Annotated in this window: 12 protein-coding genes; 5 read left to right on the top strand and 7 right to left on the bottom strand. The window is 51.5% G+C overall.

The genetic code is table 11. The annotated features are described in order from the left end of the window. Positions 1-315: 315 nt before the first annotated feature. The 3 genes from GC087_RS23405 to GC087_RS23415 form a co-directional block, all read right to left on the bottom strand. Positions 316-1518: an MFS transporter gene (locus GC087_RS23405; protein WP_039339306.1), complete on the bottom strand. Its 1203-nt coding sequence runs from the start codon at positions 1516-1518 to the stop codon at positions 316-318. 218 nt (positions 1519-1736) lie between these two features. After that, the gene (locus tag GC087_RS23410) at positions 1737-2561 is read right to left on the bottom strand and encodes a CDP-diacylglycerol pyrophosphatase (RefSeq protein ID WP_058702475.1); all 825 of its coding nucleotides are present in this window, start codon (positions 2559-2561) and stop codon (positions 1737-1739) included. Positions 2562-2806: 245 nt separating this feature from the next. Then, positions 2807-3709: a LysR family transcriptional regulator gene (locus tag GC087_RS23415; protein WP_324030682.1), complete on the bottom strand. Its 903-nt coding sequence runs from the start codon at positions 3707-3709 to the stop codon at positions 2807-2809. A 99-nt stretch (positions 3710-3808) separates the two neighbouring features. On the opposite strand from GC087_RS23415, the gene GC087_RS23420 reads away from it, so the two are divergent. Beyond that, positions 3809-4876: an SDR family oxidoreductase gene (locus GC087_RS23420; RefSeq protein WP_058702474.1), complete on the top strand. Its 1068-nt coding sequence runs from the start codon at positions 3809-3811 to the stop codon at positions 4874-4876. A gap of 89 nt (positions 4877-4965) precedes the next feature. Then, positions 4966-5619: an SDR family oxidoreductase gene (locus tag GC087_RS23425; protein ID WP_006122066.1), complete on the top strand. Its 654-nt coding sequence runs from the start codon at positions 4966-4968 to the stop codon at positions 5617-5619. Between the two features lie 44 nt (positions 5620-5663). On the opposite strand, the gene fumA is transcribed toward GC087_RS23425, so the two are convergent. Then, positions 5664-7310: a class I fumarate hydratase FumA gene (fumA, locus tag GC087_RS23430; RefSeq protein ID WP_058702473.1), complete on the bottom strand. Its 1647-nt coding sequence runs from the start codon at positions 7308-7310 to the stop codon at positions 5664-5666. Positions 7311-7467: 157 nt separating this feature from the next. After that, the gene (locus GC087_RS23435) at positions 7468-8979 is read right to left on the bottom strand and encodes a DASS family sodium-coupled anion symporter (protein WP_039339314.1); all 1512 of its coding nucleotides are present in this window, start codon (positions 8977-8979) and stop codon (positions 7468-7470) included. 584 nt (positions 8980-9563) lie between these two features. Here GC087_RS23435 and GC087_RS23440 point away from each other — a divergent pair. Next, on the top strand, positions 9564-12341 hold the full coding sequence (locus GC087_RS23440; RefSeq protein ID WP_006122069.1) for an NADH-dependent fumarate reductase: 2778 nt from the start codon (positions 9564-9566) through the stop codon (positions 12339-12341). Positions 12342-12408: 67 nt separating this feature from the next. Beyond that, positions 12409-13464 carry an FAD:protein FMN transferase gene (locus GC087_RS23445; RefSeq protein WP_058702471.1) on the top strand — a complete coding sequence of 352 codons (1056 nt, stop codon included), beginning with the start codon at positions 12409-12411 and terminating at the stop codon, positions 13462-13464. On the opposite strand, the gene dcuR is transcribed toward GC087_RS23445, so the two are convergent. Both dcuR and GC087_RS23455 read right to left on the bottom strand, forming a co-directional pair. Beyond that, positions 13370-14089 (bottom strand): two-component system response regulator DcuR, encoded by a 720-nt coding sequence (gene dcuR, locus GC087_RS23450; RefSeq protein ID WP_006122071.1) that lies wholly within the window; start codon positions 14087-14089, stop codon positions 13370-13372. The two genes, GC087_RS23445 and dcuR, sit on opposite strands and share 95 nt — an antisense overlap. Further along, complete coding sequence (locus tag GC087_RS23455) at positions 14086-15675, bottom strand: sensor histidine kinase (protein ID WP_058702581.1); 1590 nt, start codon at positions 15673-15675, stop codon at positions 14086-14088. Before GC087_RS23455 ends, dcuR begins: the two co-directional genes overlap by 4 nt. Positions 15676-15962: 287 nt before the next feature. On the opposite strand from GC087_RS23455, the gene GC087_RS23460 reads away from it, so the two are divergent. Beyond that, complete coding sequence (locus GC087_RS23460) at positions 15963-16895, top strand: Rpn family recombination-promoting nuclease/putative transposase (RefSeq protein ID WP_205952993.1); 933 nt, start codon at positions 15963-15965, stop codon at positions 16893-16895. Positions 16896-17187 lie beyond the last annotated feature (292 nt).

Below are 17187 nucleotides of genomic sequence, written 5' to 3' on the forward strand. Positions count from 1 at the left end.
TAAATGGGACGAACTATAGCTTTCGCAGCCAGTCAGCGAGGTTAACGGAAGAGAAGGAAGTGAAAGCTATAAGAGGCCAGTAACTTTAATGATAGAGCGTTCTTAACCGCAGCGTAGAAACATAGTCGATGAATGTCATTTTTTGCAAGTCTCTGGGAAAAAAGACTGTCTTATAAGTGAGATAGCAGAAAATGAGTTTTTACTTTTATTTACATTTTGCTATGTTTTCCAAAAGGCACTGAGAGTGACCCGGGAGCCCGTTAAAAGTGGTGCGCGAAGACTCTCTGCCAGCCAGGGCTGGCAGAGAAGGGCACATCAGGCAGGCTTCGCCTCGGGTGTCCGGCCCGAGAACCACCACAACATCAAGGCTACCAGGGCAATGCAGCCTAATGCGCTAAAGGCAATACTGTAAGAGTAACGGGCCACAATCAGGCCTGTCATGGCCGGGCTCATGGACGCCCCAACGCCCTGCATCAGCATTACCACACTCTGGCCAGCGTTCACGTGCCCACTGCCGCGCAACAGCGACACGATATAGCCCGGCACGGCGACGCCCAGTATCCCGGCCGCAATACCGTCCAGGATTTGTACGGGAACCACGAAAAAGGTCTCCGGAAATTCTGCTGCAATAACCGCGCGCAGTGGCATCATTAACAGTGCGGTCATGATTAAACGGCGATAGCCAATGTGATCGACACGTTTAGAGACAAAGATCGCGACAGGGATCATCACTAACTGGGAAATTACGACCGTTGCGGCAGCATACAGGCCGGGATCCACCGTATCAGGTCCGGTTGAGGAGGCCACACGCATGCTCAGCATGGGCAACAGCGCAGCGTTAGCCAGATGGAACAGCAGCAGCGTCAATCCGGCCACCAGCAACGCCGGTTTGCGCGCCAGTATCCACAGGCTGAGCGTAGGTTTATCCGACGATTTATCGTCCAGGCCGCGCGCCACATCATGGTCAATATCGTCTGCACGAATAGCCAGGGTGGCGATAGCCGCAAATACCGCCATGACCATCATCAGGATGAACACCGCACCCAGCCCCCATTTCCAGGCGGCAAAACCTGCAAGGACAGCCGCCAGCGTATTACCCGCATGGTTATAGGCTTCGTTTCGTCCCATCTGACGGTTGAACCCTTTTTGCCCGGTCAGGCCCAGCGTTATACCTGCCACCGTCGGACCGATGAAGGCGGCAGCGATGCCCGCGACGATTTGCGAAATAATCGCCGTCCATGACTGATTGCTGTACCAGAGCAGTAAGGTAGCGACCGTAATCACGACACAACCCGCCAGGATAATAAAGCGTTTGTAACGTGTGGCGTCGGCAACCACACCCGCCGGTAACGTTGAGAGCAGTCCGGCGATACCGCCTGAGGTCATCACCAGGCCTATTTCATCCGGGCTCCAGTGGCGTTCTGTCAAAAAAATGCCTAAAAATGGCCCAAGGCCGTCTCTGACGTCGGCCAGAAAAAAACTCATCAGGCACAGCGCCTGAAGTGACCGTTGTGACATGTGCTTTTCCCTGTAGCTGATAAGAAGGTGTGGGTAACGACCACATTTCAATGCGTAACGCAATGCATCATGGCAGTAAAAATACTCAGTAACATAACGTTAAAGTTACAAAATGAAAAAATTCACGTTTTGTGTAATTTAGTCTAATGACTGGCTGACTGTGTGAGGGGCTCTGAGGCTGCCAGCGGTCAGGCTTTATGCCATAGCGTGCCATCCCCTTATTGATGCGGCACTGTCTTCATCGTTGCCACTGGGGAGGCCTGCGGAGGGAGCAGTGTTGGGTCGTGCAGAATTTCACAATTTTTATCCAGAAGCGATTCGACGGATGCCCGGTTCCCTTTATCCCAGCCTCGTCGCGTCACCAGCAGGATAAAGCCGTTTTTTCCTGAAAACGTGGCAGGAACAACGGCAATCCCGTATTCCGCCAACTGAGTCGGAGACAGATGAAAATCGCGGGCAACGGATGCAACAGGATAAATGCCCATCACACTGGGCTGCAGGACGCGTCGCGCATAATAAGTGTGCGTTAACAATTTGTCTGGCAGGGGATGCCAGTCATCCAGAATATAAGGGCGTTCAGCCTGTAACTGGCGATAGACATCTTCCCGCAGGCAGGTGAGATGAATATGCAGTTGATTCTGGCTGCGCCCCCAGGCGGAATTGACAGCCATGCCCAGCCTGTCTTCCGGCACAGTTCCGCCATACGCCGCCATTACGCGATAACGCATCAGCCACGCATAACCGAAATAGTCTGTGCGGGTCGTATACGACAATAAGGGGCTTTCGATACCAGATAACAAAAGTGTGGGCACCAGAATAAAATGATACGGATAACGTGGATTTTGAATAACGCTGAAGCCCTGCTGTTCCCCTTTTGCAAGATAGACTTGCTGGCAGGGGGCAGGATAGCCAGTGTACGCGTAGTTCACCCTGCAAACGTCGTTCGTCACCATCCACAACACATCCTGGCGCGCACAGCCTGACAGCGCAAAAGCTATCCCTGCCAGAATACACAGACGGCACAGAAGGGGCAGGAGAGCCATCAGACTGCCGCCGGTGTTAACGTGCCGCGTGGCGCCGTGCTATGTGCATAATCCGAAGTGTTCGCGTTCTGAAATGCCATACCTTATTTGTCCTTACAGGCTTATCCGTTCCACCGGCTACACAATAAATTAGCGCCACGCCACAATAAAGGCCACAGCGTGTGTGACAGAAGATCATCCCGCGCGTGTTTCTGCGCTGGCCGTGCCGAACGCCCATCGGCCGCAGAGGTGAGATCTTTGATCACTTAGCGAATCACCAGCTGTGTCAGTGCGGATAACAAGGCATCTACCTTCGGCAGCAGTTGCTTACGGCGTGGCCAGATGACGCTCAGGGCCAGACCATCAGGCTGTAATTGTGGCAGGATAATCTCCAGTTCGCCTTTAGCTACGGCACTGTTTACCAGCCAGGAGGGCATTTGCGCTATGCCAAGTCCGGCTATGACCGCCTGGAGTTGCGCATCTACATCACCCAATGCCATCCGAAACGGCATATCTCGCCACTGGACATGTCCTTCTTCACGGGGGAATAACCAGGGTTTGGGCGTGTTATCCGCGCGTTCGTAAAGAATGGCCCGATGTTGCATCAGCGCCTGTTCGTCCCGTGGCCGGCCTTCGCGATCCAGCCAGGCTGGCGATGCACAAAACACCATTCTCTCTCGTCCCAGGTAGCGACTACCCATTGAGGCTGGTAAATCGGCGGATCCGCCAATCCTGACCGCGACATCAATACCTTCGTCGAAGAGATCAATAAAACGATCTGAAAAGCTCACTCTGAGCTCAAGCTCGGGATGCTGCTGGCAAAACGGAATCAGCAACGGCATCACATTCAGGCGACCATACGTATGCGGCACAGCGAGTCGCAGGCGTCCTGACGGAATAATACGTTGTGCTGCCAGAACTGACTCAGCTTCAGCAAGCTCCTCCATGATGCGTATGCAGGTTTGGTAATAGGCGTTACCGGCATCGGTGAGCTGCAGCCTGCGTGTTGTGCGCTCCAGCAGGCGCGAGCCCAGCCGCGCTTCCAGCCGACTGACGCTTTTACTGACGGCGGAGCCGGTGACATGCAGACGTGCTGCCGCAGCAGTAAAACTGCCGCTTTCAACACTGGCAACAAAGGGAACAATATCCTTAAGACGTTGATCGTGCATGATTGATGAACTCAGGTTGAGAATGCTGTGAATAATTACCAATAATAGGAATTAAATTCTCTATTACGCTTAGCATTACGCAAAACGAGGAGAATTAACATGCAAAAACAGGCTTTGATTGTCGGAATCAGCGGGGTTATCGGACGAGCGCTGGCTGAAAGGTTAATGAAAGACGGATGGCAGGTCAGCGGATTATCCCGCGGTCGCGGCGCTGTTCCGCAAGGCTGCCACAGTCTGACGGCCGATTTGACCGATCCCGATGCGGTGCGCGCTACCCTGAAAGATACGAAACCCGATGCGGTATTCTTCAGCGTGTGGGCGCGTCAGGACACCGAAAAAGAGAATATCCGCGTCAATGGCGGGATGATCCGTAATGTCATTGAGGCACTCGGCGAGCGCTTACAGGGGGCGCATGTTGCCCTTGTCACCGGACTGAAGCACTATCTGGGGCCGTTCGAGGCTTACGGTAAAGGTGCGGTGCCGGTTACGCCTTTCCGTGAAGAACAAGGTCGTCAGCCCGTTGATAACTTTTATTACGCGCAGGAAGATGAGGTTTTTGCAGGCGCTGACAAGTACGACTACCGCTGGAGTGTCCATCGTCCCCATACCATTATTGGCTATGCGCTCGGCAATGCCATGAACATGGGGCAGACGCTGGCCGTTTACGCGACCTTGTGTAAAGAAAAAGGCTGGCCGTTTATCTTCCCGGGCTCACCTGAACAGTGGAACGGCGTTGTGGATATGACCGATGCGGACCTCCTGGCTGAACAACTTGAGTGGGCGGCAACCAGTCCAGACGCGGCCAATCAGGATTTTAACGCTGTCAATGGTGATGTGTTCCGCTGGAACTGGATGTGGCCGAAACTGGCTGAATATTTTGGTATTGAAGCCGCTGCTTATCCGGCAAAAATGATGCCGCTCGATGGCCGTATGCAGGACGCTGCCAGCGTATGGCAGGCCATTGCCGGGCGCGAAAACCTGCGCGAGAGCGACGTCACCCGACTGGCGTCATGGTGGCACACTGACGCCGATCTGGGCCGTCCAATGGAAGCCTTTACCGATATGAGTAAAAGCCGTAAAGCGGGGTTTACCGGCTACCGCAGCACGCTGGATTCATTCATCCAGCTGTTCGATAAGCTGAAGCAGGAAAAAATCATCCCGCAGTAACGGGATTCGGCCCTGTCAGCGGAAGGCCATCGTCGCTGCGCTAAGGGTTATACTTGTAGTCTGACTGACGTGAAATAAGGACCAGGACGATGGCAACGTGTTTTATCATTGGCGCGGCGGGAAAAGTAGGTACCCACCTGACGAAACAGCTTTGCGCCAGACAGCATGCGGTCTCGGCGCTGCACCGTAAACCGGAGCAGGCCGAAGCCATCACCGTTGTGGGCGCGACACCGATCATGGGCGATCTTCAGAAACTCAGCGTTGAGACGCTGGCGCAGAAAATGACCGGTCATGAGGTGGTGATTTTCAGCGCAGGGGCGGGTGGTGCTGGCATTGAACTCACCAATGCTATTGATGGTCAGGGTCTGGCGCTGGCGGTTGCTGCAGCAGAGAAGGCGGGGGTTAACCGTTTTTTGCTGGTGTCGGTTTTTCCGGATGCGGCGCGGGGCGAAAAAACGTCTGAAGGCTTCGAGAACTACATGCATGTGAAGCGGCTGGCGGATGTTCGCCTGGTGGAAAGTCAGCTTGACTGGGTAATCCTGCGTCCCGGGACGTTAACGGATACGGCGGGCAGTGGCACCGTACGAGCCGGTTACGCCATCCCCTACGGAGCGGTTCCACGTGAAGACGTTGCCGCCACGCTGGTGGCGCTCGTTGAAACACCGCAACTGAATCACAAAATCATTGAACTGACCGCAGGTGATGAAAGCATCAGTCACGCTCTGCAACGTTTGCAGCGCTAAAAAAAACGGCCCCTGTCAGGGGGCCGTTTTCTGTTACTGCCAGCTTATTTTACACAGCGCGAGCAGTGTTCACGTTCGATATGCTGGAAAAAGTCATTTCCTTTGTCATCGACCAGAATGAAGGCCGGGAAATTTTCTACTTCGATTTTCCAGATTGCTTCCATTCCTAACTCAGCGTATTCCACACACTCCAGGCTCTTGATGCTCTGTTGCGCCAGAACTGCCGCGGGTCCGCCAATACTGCCCAGGTAAAACCCGCCGTGTTTATGACAGGCATCAGTAACCTGCTGGCTGCGGTTGCCTTTTGCCAGCATCACTTTGCTGCCGCCATTTGCCTGCAGAAGGTCAACATAGGAATCCATACGGCCTGCTGTTGTCGGGCCCAGTGAACCCGATGCATAGCCTTCAGGCGTTTTTGCCGGTCCGGCATAGTATACCGGGTGATCCTTGATGTACTGCGGCAGGCCTTCGCCGTTATCAATACGTTCTTTCAATTTCGCATGCGCAATATCGCGGGCCACGATAATGGTGCCGGTCAGGGACAGACGGGTGGACACCGGATACTCAGAAAGCTGTGCAAGAATCTCATTCATTGGGCGATTCAGGTCAATATGCACCACCTCGCCCTCACCCTGTTTGCGCAGCGCTTCAGGAATATAGCGTCCAGGATTGGCTTCCAGCTTCTCAATCCAGATACCGTCGCGGTTGATTTTGGCTTTGATATTGCGGTCAGCGGAGCAGGAGACGCCCATACCGACGGGGCAGGATGCGCCGTGGCGTGGCAGACGGATAACGCGGATATCGTGGGCGAAATATTTTCCGCCAAACTGTGCGCCCAGCCCTAACTGCTGTGCGGCTTCCAGTAATTCCTGTTCCAGCTGAACATCGCGGAATGCCTGGCCATGCTCGTTGCCTTCTGTTGGCAAGCCATCGTAGTAGTGCGTTGACGCCAGCTTCACGGTTTTCAGCGTGCTTTCAGCAGAGGTACCGCCAATGACAAAGGCGATATGGTAAGGCGGACAGGCGGCGGTGCCCAGGGTGCGCATTTTATCGACAAGATAATTCTTCAGCTTACCCGGGCTGAGCAGGGCTTTGGTTTCCTGGTACAGATAGGTTTTGTTGGCTGAACCGCCCCCTTTGGCGATGCAGAGAAATTTGTATTCGTCACCATCCACGCTGTAGAGATCGATCTGGGCGGGCAGGTTAGTCCCGGTGTTGACCTCTTTATACATGTCCAGCGCCGCGTTCTGTGAGTAACGCAGATTGTCTTCGATATAGGTATTGTAAATCCCCTTTGACAGGGCGGCCTCATCACCTCCACCTGTCCACACGCGCTGACCTTTTTTCCCCATAATGATGGCTGTACCGGTGTCCTGGCAGGTTGGCAGCACACCTTTGGCCGCGATTTCTGAATTGCGCAGGAACTGGAGTGCCACATACTTGTCGTTATCGCTGGCTTCAGGATCGTCAAGAATAGAGGCCACCTGCTGCTGGTGGGCCGGGCGCAACATAAAGGAAGCATCATGAAAAGCCTGTTGCGCGAGTAAGGTTAACGCCTGAGGTTCTACTTTCAGCACCTCCTGCCCGTCAAATTCAGCAACGGAAACATAGTCAGGGGTGAGCAGGTAGTATTCGGTATCCTCGTGGGTAAGAGGGAAGGGGTTCTGATAATAAAAAGGTTTGTTCGACATGGTATCTCACTTAATGACGTGCTGGCTCCTTTTGAGACAGGCTGACAGGAGCAACATCACAGGCGAATTCGTTGTTTATTATGCTTGCCAGCCGTAAGCGCAGGCTGGCAAGTAATGGCATGTTATCGTATGACGCGCTGGATTGCACAGGGCGCGGTCAGAACATCCACACCATCCAGGGATAAGCAATCAGCATCATTGCAATCAGGAAGATAGCGCCGAAGATAGTTCCCAGTCGCCAGTAATCCTTAGTGGGTAAGTAGCCGCTGCCGTAATAAATAGGGCTTGGACCTGTACCGTAAGGTGTGATGATGCCCATCACGCCCAGAGAGGTACACAGCATCAGACAGAACACGGGCATATTGATGCCAGGAATCGAGGCGGCAATCGTCAACATGGCAGGCAGTAACGCCGTTGTGTGCGCGGTGGTACTGGCGAACAGGTAATGCAGCAGGAAAAAGGCAATTAACAACACGACCGCCGAGATCTGTGGATCATAGCCTTGCAGTAATATTCCTCCTTCTTTACCCAGCCAGGCGATAAAGCCCACTCTGGCCAGACCGTCAGCCAGGGCTACCAGCGTGGCAAACCAGGCAAAAGTATTCCAGGCCGCTTTGTTGCTGGTGATATCATTCCAGTTAAGCACACCAGTCCACAGCATCAGGATGATGACTAACAGTGCCGCCATGGCCGGTTCGATCCAGGCAGTAGCAAAAATCCACATCAACAGCGCACAGACCACAAACACCAGTAACAGGATTTCATTGCGGGTCAGTTTACCCAGTTTTTCAAGCTCTGCCATCGCCCAGCGTGGCACCTCATCATTCACTTTGACTTCAGGTGGATAGAACCAGTAAGCCAGCAGCGGCATGGTCAGAATCAGCAGCAGACCTAAAGGAATAAAGGCAAGAAACCACATTCCCCAGGAAATATCGAAGCCAATGACGCTTTTGACTAAAGCAAGAGCTAACAGATTCGGCGCCAGTGCAGACAGGAACATGGAGCTGGTAATACAGGCCGCCGTGATGGCAACCCACATTAAGTAGGATCCGATTTTGCGTGCGCTGGGATCGTTGGGTTTAGAGCCATACAGCGGTGGCAGGTTGGCGATAATCGGGTAGATGGTACCGCCACTGCGCGCGGTGTTAGACGGAGTAAAGGGTGCTAACAGCAGGTCAGCAAAAGTGATGGCATAACCTAATGTTAAGCTGCGGCGGCCCAGATATTTCACCAGAATGAGGGCCAGACGACGACCAAACTGCGTTTTATCGTAGCCAGCAGCAAACATGAATGCGCCAAAGATCAGCCACACGGTTGAATTACCAAAGCCGCTGACGGCCCATTTAAAGGACTCCGTTGCCAGTTTAAATGTCGGATTGGCCAGTTCTGTCGGACTAAACAGCAAAAACTGACTGAAGAGGGCGATGACTACGACGCCTGTCAGACCAATTACGGCACCGGGCAGCGGCTCAAAAATCAAGCCTACAATCACCCCAACAAAGATGGCGAAGAAATGCCATGCATAAGGTTCAAGACCGGACGGTACGGGGACGAGTAATAAAAGCACTGCGACGATGACAGGCAGGGCTAGCATCAGTGCTTTATTTTTTTTGCCCGCAGCTGCAGGGGCTGCTTTAGGGGGCTCTTTCATGTTTGAGAGTGTTTTCATAGTGTTTTTCTACGAGTTAAGGATAATACGATTAACGCCCCGGCGAATTCTTCAAGGCATTTTATTTATTCTACATTATAAGAATAACCCGTGGTGTTTTATATTCTTTTAACGTTTCTACTCGTGCGATGCAGAAAATTTAAGAAACCATGTGAATATGATGCGACTTCTGGAAAATAAAATTTTGATCTGGATCAAAAAATTAAATTGTATTTTTTATGTTTTAACAAATTAAACAATAATCAATGAGGAACAGGTGGGTAAGATAGCATTGAATAATTTTTGCAACCACATCAGGAAGAAAAAACACAGAACGTTAATTTTAAATTATTGTTTTTAGTGGGTTTATTTTACTGCTGTTTCACTATTGCTTTTTGGTAACTATTGATTAACAATAACCATACATCACGAAATCACTCCAATAAAACAAAAAGTCTAAAGATATTTAAAAGTTAAATAATTAAAATTATATCTTATGAAACTAAATTAACTGATATATTAGAGGCATGACATCGGACCACTTAAATTAAATTAAAAACGTCCAGAAAGAATTCCCGGTTTTTGATATTTTGGAGTTAATCGCAATGAATACACTCACCCCAATTCTTAATCCCCTCACTTTGCCGCGTGGTGCAGTTTTAAAAAATCGTCTGATCATGGCACCAATGACAACCTGTACCGGATTTTATGATGGTACGGTGACCAGCGAGTTGGTTGAATATTACCGTGCACGTGCGGGCAGTATCGGAACAGTGATTGTTGAGTGCTGCTTTATCGATCCAAAAGGTCCGGCTTTTCCGGGTGCGATCGCCATCGACAGCGACAACAAAATACCCGGCTTAAAACGCATCGCTGACGCCATCAAGGAAAAAGGATCCACCGCGATTCTTCAAATCTATCACGGCGGACGCATGGTTGAGCCTGAACTGATTGGCGGTAAAACCCCTGTCGCGCCCAGCGCAATTGCGGCACCCCGTGAAGGGGCAACGACGCCCCGCGCCTTAACGGCAGAAGAAGTGGATACCATGATCACCAAATTTGGTGATGCCGTTAACCGCGCCATCAAAGCGGGTTTCGATGGCGTAGAAATCCATGGCGCTAACACCTATCTTATTCAGCAATTCTACTCACCTAACTCAAATCAGCGTGAAGACAAATGGGGCGGCAGTCGTGATAACCGCGCCCGCTTCCCGCTGGAAGTGCTGGATATCACGCATAAGATGGCCGAGCGCTTTGCGCATAACTCGTTCATCATCGGTTATCGTTTTTCGCCTGAAGAACTCGAAGTGCCCGGCATCCGCTTTGACGACACAATGTACTTACTGGAGAAACTTGCAGCACGGGGCCTGGATTATGTGCACTTCTCTGTCGGGCAGTTGATGCGCCCATCCATCGTGGATACCACCGATCCTACACCGCTTATTGAGAAGTTTATTGCCATGCGGTCAGAAACCCTGGCGAAGGTCCCGGTAATAGGTGTCGGCGGCGTGGTTAACAAAGAGGATGCAGAAAAGGCACTGGAAAAAGGCTATGACCTGGTCGCCGTCGGTAAAGCCTGCATCGCTTATCCAGACTGGACTGACCGCATCATCAATAACGAGCACCTTGAACTCTATATCGACAGCAACAAACGTGAAGCTTTACTCATCCCCGAGCCTCTGTGGCGTTTCTCACTGGTTGACGCCATGATTCGTGACATGAGCGAAACCGGTCGTAAATACAAAGCGGGCGTTTATCAGGAGAAAGTTGAGGCTGAAGCACTGAAGCTGAAAATCAACGTTACGCTGGATACCGATCGTATTACCGATATTTCCCTGGTTCCTGATGACACGCTGGATGTGGACTTCACCACCACGTTTGAAAGTCTGCGTAATCGTATTCTGGTGGCAAACAGCCCACATGTTGACGCGATTACCGGTGCGACGACACAGAGTGAAGCGCTGAAAAAAGCGGTCTCACGCGCAATGACCACATCGAACAAAGCACACGTCATTGAAGAGGGCGGCAATCCCAACGCGCCACAGCAGTATGACGTTGTGGTTGTTGGCAGTGGTGGTGCAGGGCTGGCCGCCGCCATTCAGGCCCACGATGAAGGCGCTAAAGTGGTGGTCATTGAGAAGATGCCGACCATTGGCGGCAACACCATTAAAGCCTCTGTCGGGATGAACGCCGCAGAAACGCGTTTTCAGAAGCTGAAAGGGATTCAGGACAGCAAGGAGCTGTTTTATGAAGAAACCCTCAAAGGCGGTAAATTTAAAAATAATCCCGCGCTGTTGCGTGAGTTTGTTGACTTAGCGCCGGAAGCCATCGACTGGCTGGCAGATCACGGTATTGAGCTTAACGATATCACTATCACAGGCGGTATGAGTATCGACCGTACGCATCGCCCTGCAGACCGCTCCGCTGTCGGCGGCTTCCTGATTAGTGGTCTGGTGAAAAATATCAACAGCCGTAATATCGACGTGCTGCTTGAAACCGCAGTTGAAGAGATCCTGTTTGAAAATGGCGCGGTCAGCGGCGTGAAGGTGGTGGATGAATACAATGACAGCCGTATTCTGAACGCAAAAAGCGTGATTGTGGCGACAGGCGGTTTCAGTGCTAACCGGGAAATGGTGGTGAAATATCGCCCGGAACTGGATGGTTTTGTCACCACCAACCATAAAGGCGCTACCGGTGCAGGCATCGCAATGCTGCAAAAAATTGGGGCGGATACAGTCGATATGGGCGAGATTCAGATTCACCCGACCGTCGAGCAGACGACATCTTACCTGGTCTCAGAATCAATTCGCGGTGGCGGGGCGATCCTGGTCAGCCAGGCAGGCCAGCGCTTCTACAACGAAATGGAAACTCGCGATAAAGTTTCGGCACAGATTATTGCGCTGCCAGAAAAAAGTGCCTGGATTATCTTTGACGAGCAGGTCCGTATGAACAACAAGGCCGCTGATGAATATATTGCGAAAGGCTTTGTGATCAGCGCCCCGAGCGTAGCGGAGCTGGCGGTTAAGCTGAATATGGAACACCGTACGCTGGAAGAGACACTGCAACGCTACAACGGTTTTGTGATTAAACAGAAAGACGAGGATTTTGGCCGTCAAACCGCGCTGCGTCATCCGTTAAGCGAAGGGCCTTTCTATGCCATTCGCATCGCGCCCGGCGTCCATCACACAATGGGCGGCGTGACTATCAACACGGCGACTGCAGTACTGGACACCAATAAGCAGGTTATTAACGGTGCCTGGGCTTGTGGTGAGGTCGTCGGTGGTATCCACGGCGCAAACCGTATCGGTGGAAACGCGGTTGCCGATATCATCATCTTTGGTATTCTTGCTGGCGCAAACGCAGCGGCTTTTGCCAAACGCTAAGCCGTGATATCCGGCATCCGTATAACATCGGATGCCGGTTCTTCTTTCTCCCCGAGTCCTGTCGCTTATGCAAACTGATTCGCACGTGTACGCCTATTCCGCCGTCCTGATGGGCTCGCCCATTCTGCTTAAGCTGTATGAGCATAATGAGGCGCTGGCAGGTCAGGTTTTTCGCTTGATCAAACAGTATGAGAATGTGCTTACCGTCAATCGCGAGCACTCCGAAGTGATGGCGATTAATCATGCGGCCGGTCAGCATCCCGTCAGCGTCAGCCAGCCCGTGTTTAGGTTAATTGAGCGTGCACTTGCGGTCAGCCTGCTGCCTGAAAGTAGTTTTAATCTGGCCATCGGACCGCTGGTCAAATGCTGGAAGATCGGCTTTCAGGGGAAAAGCGTGCCGGCGCGGGCAGAGATACAGGCAAAACTCGCCTTAACCCATCCTGAGTATATTGAACTTGATGCGACGAACCGTTCGGTCTTTCTGAAGCAAGCGGGCATGGAGATTGATCTGGGTGCGATTGCCAAGGGCTATATTGCCGATCGGGTGCAGGCATTTTTACATGAGCAGGGTGTGGACAGCGCGCTCATCAATCTTGGCGGCAATGTGCAAACGCTCGGCGCGCCGCCTGATGCACCGCAGGAAGGCTGGGCAATTGGTTTAAAAAAACCCTTTGCCGCTTCGGACGCGCTGCTTGGGGTGATTAACGTAACGAATAAATCCGTAGTGACTTCCGGGATTTACGAACGTTACTTTGAACAGGAAGGGGTCTGCTACCACCATATCCTGGACAGGCATACCGGCTATCCGCTGGATAACGCGCTACTCAGCGTAACCATTGTGTCAGATCACTCAATTGATGGGGATATTTTTACCACGCTGATCTATGGCATGGGCATTGAAAAGGGGAGCGACTATCTGAAAGCCTATCCCGGCATAGAGGCTATCTTCGTGACGCGCGACAAACGCATCATCTGCTCGTCACAACGTCACTTTGATTTTACATTGCTGGATCACAGCTTCCGCTACATCACTGGCAGTACTGACGTAAAAGTGCGTGATACTCAGGCTGGAGACGGTAACGATAAACCGGACGACCTGTCACACCGTAATGAATGCTCGTAAATAAAATATTGCTTTGTGCCAGCCAAATCAGGTATTTGCGGCAAGATACACGAGAAATATTGACCTCCGTTGCCAGCTCATCGGTGGAAAATTCCGTTCCGGGATGCGCATCAATCCACAGGCAAAGCGTACGCAGTGTTTGCGGTGTCAGTCCTTTAGGCAGACGTTTTGTCTCGTTGGCGTTCGCCGGGTTGCCGTGCAGCAACTGGTCGACATCAGATTGTTGATAAAACTGATGATTATCCATGAGCCGTTTTTTTTGTCGCCAGCCGGTCAATGCTTCTTCAAAGCGCGAAAACTGAAACGGTTTAATCAGGTAATCCACAACACCATAATTCAGCGAGGTTTTGATGGTTGCCGCATCCGCTGCTGACGAGATGATAATCACGTCAATCGGACGACCGGCGCTGCGCAGCTCCGGCAGCAAATCCAGTCCGTTTTCCTGCTGCATATAGATATCCAGCAAAATAAGATCAACGGCCGGATCGGTCTGCAACAGGCGTTCTTTGGCTTGCAGTAACGTGGACGCAGTGCCACAACAGGTAAAACCGTCTATCTGACCGATGTAGCATCGGTTCAGCTCGGCCACCATGGCATCATCGTCTACAACTAACACATTGATCATTCGTTAATATTTCCTCTTTCCCACGGAAGCTGTACTAAAAACTGCGTGTACACGCCTGGCTCGGATTCGACGCTGACGTTACCGCCCAGACTTTCCGTTTGTTGCTTGAGTAAAAACAGTCCAACGCCACGATCTTCACCTTTGGTGGAAACGCCACGTTCGAAAATGGTTGCCAGCTGATCGGCAGGAATGCCGGGACCATCGTCGCTGACCTCACATGACAACCAGCCGTTTTGGTAGTGCAGCATGACGTGAATTTCACCGTCCATATCCGGGTCAAGCGCCTCAAGGGCGTTTTCAATCAGGTTACCCAGCACCGTTATTAATGCGGCAATTTGCTGTTCACTGCCGCTGTCTGGCAGGTAGCTGGCTTCGCTCAGAATTAGCTGATGGCCTTCATCCGTCACACGATTAATTTTGCTTAACAGGAAACCCGCAATGACCGGTGATTTAATCTTCTGCAACAGCGAACCGATTTCGGTCTGGTAGTTATTGGCCGTTTTAAGGATGTACTCTTCCATCTGCGCATAGTTTTTCATGTGCAGCAGCCCAAGAATCACGTGCAGTTTGTTCATGAATTCATGGGAACGTTCACGCAGCGCATCCACATAGTTTACCATGCCGTCGAGACGCTGCATTAGCTGACTGATCTCTGTCTTGTCCCTGAAGGTGCTCACCGCGCCAATGATACTGCTGCGACTACGCACGGGTACGGTGTTGCTGATCAGTATTTTGCCGCGCACGTTAAGTTCTTCATCATATGCGGCTTTGCCTTCATGCAACGCATCACGCAGATGGGTCAGCATTTGCGCATTTTCCGGTACGCGATCGCCACTCAGAAAGGCTTCACGCGTCGTCTCTTTCAATAATTGTGACGCTGCCTGATTGATCAGGCTGACGCGGGACTGATCGTCGACGGCAATGACGCCTTCCTTAATCGAATCCAGGATAGCCTGACGCTCTTCAAACAAACTGGAGATTTCGTACGGCTCTAACCCCAGCAAAATATGCTTCAGGCGTTTTACTAAAATGAAAATGCCCAGCATGCCGACCAACGCGCCTAATAATACCGTCCAGAAGATATTCCAGCGGCTTTTTGTGACTTGTGCGGCAACGTCATTCACTGAGATGCCAATAGCCACAACGCCGATTTGCTGGTGTCTGGCATTAAACACAGGTGTAAACACTCGGAGTGCTTCGACCAGAACGCCATGATTAACCGCAACGTTCTCATGACCCTGTAAAGCAGGGTTAATATCCTCACCGACAAAATGTTGGTTAACCGCATCAGGATTCGGATGCGAAAACCGAATACCGCGCATATCTGTTACCACGACAAACAGCAAATCATTACGTTTACGCGTTGCCTGGGCGATAGGCTGAATGATCTTGCTGCCATCAGGCTGGGTCAGCGCCTGCTGGATTTCCGGGCTGTCAGCCAGCGTTCGCGCCACGGCCAGGGCCTTATCTTTCACATGCGCACGTGTGAAGTTATCAATCTGCACATAGTAAAGCAGATGTACGCTTAACAAGACGGTCATCAACACAGCAGCCATCATCAGAGACGAGAGCGTGCTGAGTTTCATGGGGCGTTTTTTAGACGAACGGTGGGGCCGGGAGTCATTCATAGTGAGTATCAGCAATAGTAAGGTTCGCGATGCAACATACGCGAAGTCGTACCACCAGTACAGTTTCATGGCCAGCGATCATCAGTTTAAAAAAACTCACCACACAGGCAGGACTGATTCAGGTCAATGCTGCTCCCCAAAAGTAAAGCTATCGTGCGTCATTGCGCGTGTTTTCCGTGCTTATCCCCCAGAGGCATCTTATTGCCACAATGAAATGTCAGCTTGTTATTCTGGAGTCAGGGTTGATGAAGAAGAAGAACGGCACGCCAATGCCTCACGATGCAACGTTTCGACAATTTCTCTCGCAGCCCGAGATTGCACGTGACTTTATGGAATTGCATCTTCCCGCCGAATTACGCGCTATTTGTGATCTGAATACATTGAAACTGGAATCCGGCTCTTTTGTGGAAGACGACCTTCGCCAGTATTTCAGTGATGTTCTCTACAGTCTGAAAACGACACGAGACGAGGAGGGCTATATCCATGTACTGATCGAACATCAGTCCTCCCCGGATAAACTGATGGCTTTCAGATTACTGCGGTACGCGGTGGCGGCCATGCAACGTCACCTTGAAGCCGGCCACAAAAGTCTGCCGCTGGTGATTCCTGTCCTCTTCTATACCGGGAAACGTAGCCCCTATCCCTACTCGACCCGTTGGCTCGATGCATTCAGCGATCCCGTACTGGCAGCCCGACTCTATGCCGAACCCTTCCCGCTGGTGGATGTCACCGTGATTCCTGATGAAGAAATTGCGGGTCATCGCAGTATGGCCGCGCTGACACTGCTCCAGAAGCATATCCATCAGCGTGATTTTGCGGAGCTGATGGATACGCTTGTCCCGGTATTGCTGGCAGGCTATCTTTCTTCATCACAAGTCATATCATTGATACACTACATTGTGCAGACAGGGGAAACTTCGGATGCCGAAGCCCTGGTCAGAGAACTGGCACAACGTGTGCCGCAACATGGAGACGAACTAATGACCATCGCGCAGCAGCTCGAACAAAAAGGCATCGAAAAGGGCATTCAGCTGGGACATGAAGCGGGGCGTTCTGAAGGGGAACGTGAAGCCACGCTGAAAATTGCCCGTACTATGTTGCAAAACGGCCTGGATAACGAGACGGTAATGAAAATGACGGGTCTTAATGCGGATGATCTGGCGCAGATCCGTCACTGAGGATCCCCTTGACCGGTCAGTGATAAAGAGCCGCTTTTATCACCGTTGAGAGACTCACTATCCGTAATATCTTATCTGGAACGGCGCGCTTTCCTCTTTGTGTTTTAGCCTTCCTGCGAGTAAAAGCTGTCGCATCATTTCTCATCACCGCGCGCTGAAAATATTTGCCTTAGGGCATTGTATATTGCAAAACGCCCCTTTATTGTGTGGTTAAAATATATCGATAATGAAGTTAACCTTTTGTAACTAAATTAATCGAAATAAAGAAGCTTTTAATTTTTTAACTATTTTC

Origin of the sequence: Pantoea sp. JZ2, from assembly GCF_035191405.1 — a bacterium.
Classification (GTDB): Bacteria; Pseudomonadota; Gammaproteobacteria; order Enterobacterales; family Enterobacteriaceae; genus Pantoea; species Pantoea stewartii.

Excerpts from the sequence above, each read along its gene's own strand:
- GC087_RS23405 (WP_039339306.1), bottom strand. The coding sequence starts at position 1,518 with ATGTCACAACGGTCACTTCAGGCGCTGTGCCTGATGAGTTTTTTTCTG.
- GC087_RS23410 (WP_058702475.1), bottom strand. The coding sequence starts at position 2,561 with ATGGCTCTCCTGCCCCTTCTGTGCCGTCTGTGTATTCTGGCAGGGATA.
- GC087_RS23415 (WP_324030682.1), bottom strand. The coding sequence starts at position 3,709 with ATGCACGATCAACGTCTTAAGGATATTGTTCCCTTTGTTGCCAGTGTT.
- GC087_RS23420 (WP_058702474.1), top strand. The coding sequence starts at position 3,809 with ATGCAAAAACAGGCTTTGATTGTCGGAATCAGCGGGGTTATCGGACGA.
- GC087_RS23425 (WP_006122066.1), top strand. The coding sequence starts at position 4,966 with ATGGCAACGTGTTTTATCATTGGCGCGGCGGGAAAAGTAGGTACCCAC.
- fumA (WP_058702473.1), bottom strand. The coding sequence starts at position 7,310 with ATGTCGAACAAACCTTTTTATTATCAGAACCCCTTCCCTCTTACCCAC.
- GC087_RS23435 (WP_039339314.1), bottom strand. The coding sequence starts at position 8,979 with ATGAAAACACTCTCAAACATGAAAGAGCCCCCTAAAGCAGCCCCTGCA.
- GC087_RS23440 (WP_006122069.1), top strand. The coding sequence starts at position 9,564 with ATGAATACACTCACCCCAATTCTTAATCCCCTCACTTTGCCGCGTGGT.
- GC087_RS23445 (WP_058702471.1), top strand. The coding sequence starts at position 12,409 with ATGCAAACTGATTCGCACGTGTACGCCTATTCCGCCGTCCTGATGGGC.
- dcuR (WP_006122071.1), bottom strand. The coding sequence starts at position 14,089 with ATGATCAATGTGTTAGTTGTAGACGATGATGCCATGGTGGCCGAGCTG.
- GC087_RS23455 (WP_058702581.1), bottom strand. The coding sequence starts at position 15,675 with ATGAAACTCAGCACGCTCTCGTCTCTGATGATGGCTGCTGTGTTGATG.
- GC087_RS23460 (WP_205952993.1), top strand. The coding sequence starts at position 15,963 with ATGAAGAAGAAGAACGGCACGCCAATGCCTCACGATGCAACGTTTCGA.